This window comes from Buttiauxella sp. S19-1, assembly GCF_022134725.1.
GTDB lineage: Bacteria > Pseudomonadota > Gammaproteobacteria > Enterobacterales > Enterobacteriaceae > Buttiauxella > Buttiauxella ferragutiae.
Genome location: NZ_JAHWLU010000199.1, coordinates 1 through 4,495, shown reverse-complemented (window position 1 = coordinate 4,495; position 4,495 = coordinate 1). Strand labels below are relative to the sequence as shown.

General features: G+C 50.3%; 4 protein-coding genes and 2 pseudogenes. 4 read left to right on the top strand and 2 right to left on the bottom strand.

Features of this window, described 5'->3' with window-relative positions:
* Both MES37_RS23600 and MES37_RS23595 read left to right on the top strand, forming a co-directional pair.
* Positions 1–105, top strand: a pseudogene (locus MES37_RS23600) (IS110 family transposase); the annotation flags it as partial.
* A gap of 600 nt (positions 106–705) precedes the next feature.
* A complete protein-coding gene (locus tag MES37_RS23595; protein ID WP_064540660.1) occupies positions 706–2,043 on the top strand; it encodes a hemolysin family protein in 1,338 nt (445 codons plus the stop codon).
* 62 nt (positions 2,044–2,105) lie between these two features.
* Here the strand turns inward: MES37_RS23595 and MES37_RS23590 are convergent, their stop codons facing one another.
* Positions 2,106–2,312: a DUF1107 domain-containing protein gene (locus MES37_RS23590; protein ID WP_121266826.1), complete on the bottom strand. Its 207-nt coding sequence runs from the start codon at positions 2,310–2,312 to the stop codon at positions 2,106–2,108.
* Positions 2,313–2,650: 338 nt separating this feature from the next.
* On the opposite strand from MES37_RS23590, the gene MES37_RS23585 reads away from it, so the two are divergent.
* Positions 2,651–3,208 (top strand): YtfJ family protein, encoded by a 558-nt coding sequence (locus MES37_RS23585; protein WP_064540663.1) that lies wholly within the window; start codon positions 2,651–2,653, stop codon positions 3,206–3,208.
* A 4-nt stretch (positions 3,209–3,212) separates the two neighbouring features.
* Here MES37_RS23585 and cysQ read toward each other — a convergent pair whose 3' ends face one another.
* A complete protein-coding gene (gene cysQ / locus MES37_RS23580) occupies positions 3,213–3,953 on the bottom strand; it encodes a 3'(2'),5'-bisphosphate nucleotidase CysQ (RefSeq protein ID WP_232887167.1) in 741 nt (246 codons plus the stop codon).
* 313 nt (positions 3,954–4,266) lie between these two features.
* On the opposite strand from cysQ, the pseudogene MES37_RS23575 reads away from it, so the two are divergent.
* Positions 4,267–4,495, top strand: a pseudogene (locus MES37_RS23575) (2',3'-cyclic-nucleotide 2'-phosphodiesterase); the annotation flags it as partial.

Below are 4,495 nucleotides of genomic sequence, written 5' to 3'. Positions count from 1 at the left end.
AAAAAAGCGGCCCTGGGTGCAGTGATGCGTAAGCTGGTACATATGTGCTTCGGCGTACTGAAAACCCGATTACCATGGGATGAAAATTATGCAGCTACCGCTTGACGTTCAAGACGGTAGCTACGAAAGCGGTTTGTAACCTGTATCAGTAGTTGTAGGGTGGATAAGCGACTAGCGTCATCCACCATTTACACCGGTTCCGGCGGGGGCGCTGCGCTTGCCCGCCCTACGAAAACGGTTTGTGACCTGTATCAGTAGTTGTAGGGTGGATAAGCGACTAGCGTCATCCACCATTTGCACCGGTTCCGGCGGGAGCGCTGCACTTACCCGCCCTACGAAAGCGGTTTGTAACCTGTATCAGTAGTTGTAGGGTGGATAAGCGACTAGCGTCATCCACCATTTACACCGGTTCCGGCGGGGGCGCTGCGCTTACCCGCCCTACGAAAGCGGTTTGTAACCTGTATCAGTAGTTGTAGGGTGGATAAGCGAAGATCGTCATCCACCATTTGCGCCGGTTCCGGCGGGGGCGCTGCGCTTACCCGCCCTACGAAAGCGGTTTTTGTCCTCTGGCAGCCTCACACACCCTTACGCTATACTACCCGTTGAAATTGCTGGCCCAACCTCCACGGACTGGCAGTCAAAATGTACTAACCCTTAGATTTTCAACTTTCCTTCCGAGGCTCTGGCTCTAAAGCCGGATAAACTATGTTAAACAGTATTTTATTAATACTTCTTCTTATCTCCGTCAGTGCGTTCTTCTCTATTTCGGAAATCTCACTGGCTGCATCCCGCAAAATCAAACTCAAGCTGCTGGCTGATGAGGGCAACTTGAACGCACAACGCGTACTGAAAATGCAGGAAAGCCCTGGCATGTTCTTTACCGTGGTGCAGATTGGCCTGAACGCGGTAGCCATTCTCGGCGGTATCGTCGGTGACGCAGCGTTTTCCCCGGCTTTTAAAGTCCTTCTGGAGCGTTTTTTCTCGCCAGAAATGGCTGACCAATTGAGCTTTATTCTTTCCTTCACGCTGGTCACCAGCCTGTTCATTTTGTTTGCAGACCTCACTCCGAAACGCATCGGTATGATTTCGCCTGAATCTGTTGCTTTGCGAATCATCAACCCGATGCGCTTCTGTCTGTTTATCTTCCGTCCGCTGGTGTGGTTCTTCAACGGCCTGGCCAACGTCATTTTCCGCATTTTCAAACTGCCGATGGTGCGCAATGACGACATCACCTCCGATGATGTGTATGCCGTTTTTGAAGCGGGTGCATTGGCGGGAGTGTTGCGTAAGCAAGAGCATGAGTTGATTGAGAACGTGTTCGAGCTGGAATCGCGTACCGTGCCGTCATCCATGACGTCGCGCGAAAATATCATCTGGTTTGATTTGCATACCGACGAGCAGAGTCTGAAGAATAAAATCGCCGAGCATCCTCACTCCAAGTTCCTGGTGTGTAATGGCGATATCGACCATATCGTCGGCTATGTTGATTCAAAAGAGTTGCTGAACCGCGTATTGGGCAACCAAAGCCTTGCGCTCAACAGTGGCGTGCATCTGCGTAATACGCTGATTGTTCCCGATACATTGACGCTGTCCGAAGCGTTGGAAAGCTTCAAAGCTGCGGGTGAAGACTTTGCAGTTATCATGAACGAGTACGCGCTGGTGGTGGGTATCATTACGCTGAACGACGTGATGACCACACTGATGGGCGACCTGGTTGGCCAGGGCATGGAGGAGCAAATTGTTGCTCGTGATGAAAACTCCTGGCTGGTTGAAGGCGGCACACCGATTGATGACGTGATGCGCGTGTTGGATATCGATGAGTTCCCGCAGTCTGGCAACTATGAAACCATTGGCGGCTTCATGATGTTTATGCTGCGTAAAATCCCGAAGCGTACTGATTCAGTGAAGTTTTCTGGCTACAAATTCGAGGTGGTGGATATTGATAACTACCGCATCGACCAGTTGCTGGTGACACGTATCGATAATAAACCAACGCCGTTGACGCCAAAACCGGCGGATGGTGAAGAACAGAACGCAGCTTAATTCTCAAAATCCAGAAACACTAACGGCACCCTCGGGTGCCGTTTTTGGTACTACTTATGGCTTCAAGCCATCTCCGCCTGCATACGCAAAACCTGGCGGTTTACCTCTGACATAACAGATAGATGCTGCTTATCTTTCACTTTTGGGATAAGAATCTTGCCCTTATCAAATTCAAAAGCGCCAACGTCCTTGATGTACAACCGTCCACGAAACAGGATTTTCACGTACTTCGCCACCTGAAGCGGGTTGTACCGTTGGAAAATTTTCATTCTTCTTCTCTCCTGCAGTGTTAACGCCCCTGCGGTTCCACATTTGGCCCGACAAAACGAGGCGGAAAATTTGGTGCCTGGAAACTATAGTCCATATACAAACCGACACCTAGTTTGCACAATCTTATTTACCGTATGATTACAATTTCTCAGAATAATCTTTGCAAATGTAAACAAATCTAAGCTTAAGCCTTCGAATTACAGGGATATGTGCGGCACCCCGCAAACTGGCATTGTTGTTGCGGGACAGAAAGCTATTCAGCACATATGCTTAAAACGTCACGACGAGTGGTCGGATCACCTGCAATCTTTCGCCAATAATAAGATAAGGAGTCATCATGTCCCTACGCACAACCCTTGCGCTTGCCCTGTTGCTGTTACCTCTTGCAGCATCGGCACATAATTTCGAGAAAAATCAGCGTGTCTCACCGATTGGCATTACGGATAAAGGTGAGTTGATGCTCGATAATGATAAGTTTAGCTACAAAAGCTGGAATAGCGCGCAGCTGGTGGGGAAAGTGCGAACGCTGCAACTTATTGCCGGGCGCACCAGTGCGAAAGAGAAAAATGCCGGTGTCGTTGAAGCAATTAAAGCGGCTAAATTCCCGCACGACCGCTATCAAACCACCACGATTGTGAACACCGATGACGCGATTATTGGCACCGGGATGTTTGTGCGCAGCAGCCTGGAGAGCAACAAGACACAGTATCCGTGGTCGCAATTTATCGTCGACAGCAACGGCGTGGCGCAAAAATCATGGCAGCTCGAAACCGGCAGTTCAGCGATTGTGGTGCTGGATAAACAGGGCCGTGTTCAGTTTGCCAAAGATGGCGCACTGACTCAGGAAGAAGTGCAGCAGGTGATAAGCCTGCTGCGAGAACTGTTGAGTAAATAGCTGCTTAGTAAATCGAGACCCGGAAACCAGGGTTTAAGAATGACTCGCGCGGGGTGTAGTCGAGCGACTTACCCTGCCAGTCATGAACGTGTGCACCAGCCGCTGCCGCAACCGCGTGGCCTGCTGCGGTATCCCAGATGTTGGTTGGCCCAAAACGCGGATAAAGCTGCGCCTGTCCTTCCGCCACCAGGCAAAACTTCAGTGATGAACCAATGGATGTCGTCTGGTGTTCACCCAACTGATGAAGATATTCTTTCAGTTCGTCGTCGCCATGGGAACGGCTGATCACCACCAGCGGCGGGCGGGCATCGCGCACATGGATTTGGCTACGCACGCCATTTTCTTCCTTCCAGGCTTTGCCTTCTGCCGCGCTATACATCACGTTCAGAACTGGCGCAAACACCACGCCCATCACGGCTTTGCCGTTTTCGATAAGCGCGATATTGACGGTGAATTCGCCGTTACGTTTCAGGAACTCTTTGGTGCCGTCCAGCGGGTCCACCAGCCAATAACGCTGCCAGTGCTGGCGCGTTTCCCAGGTCTGCGGATCTTCTTCAGAAAGTACCGGAATCTCTGGCGTAAGCGCTTGCAGCCCCTTCAGGATAATGGTGTGAGCCGCAATGTCAGCTGCCGTCACGGGTGAGTCATCGGATTTATGGGTCGCCTCCAGCGGCTTTTGCCCCTCATAAACCTGCATGATGGCAACTCCAGCCTCCCGAGCCAGTTGGCAAATTTTATCTAACATTCTCCACCTCATGTTGTGTCACACAAATAACCTGTTGTTTTACTTATACCCTAAATAATTCAAATTGCATCGAGGCGGCAAGAGAACAAGTGCCGATGAGCTTACATCAGTAAGTGATTCGGGCGCGTTCACGCAGCCAACAATGAGGCAATTTGAAGTATGTCGGGTATATATCTCATCGCGTCGGGTTGCGCCATCTGTGAAGCGATTCCGGTTTAACGATTCTGATTTCTGGCACACTTCACAAAATTGTAAGCAACAACGTTTATATACATAGCCTTCTGTGAACTAGCTTTAAAAAAGGACCTTTAACATGATTAAGTTTAGCGCAACGATCCTTGCCATGCTGATTGCCACCAGCGTTAACGCCGCAACCGTTGACCTGCGAATCCTGGAAACCTCCGACCTGCATAGCAATATGATGGATTTCGATTACTACAAAGACACCCCGACAGAGAAATTCGGGCTGGTGCGGACAGCAAGCTTAATCAATGCCGCCCGTAGTGAGACGCTAAACAGCGTACTGGTGGATAACGGAGATC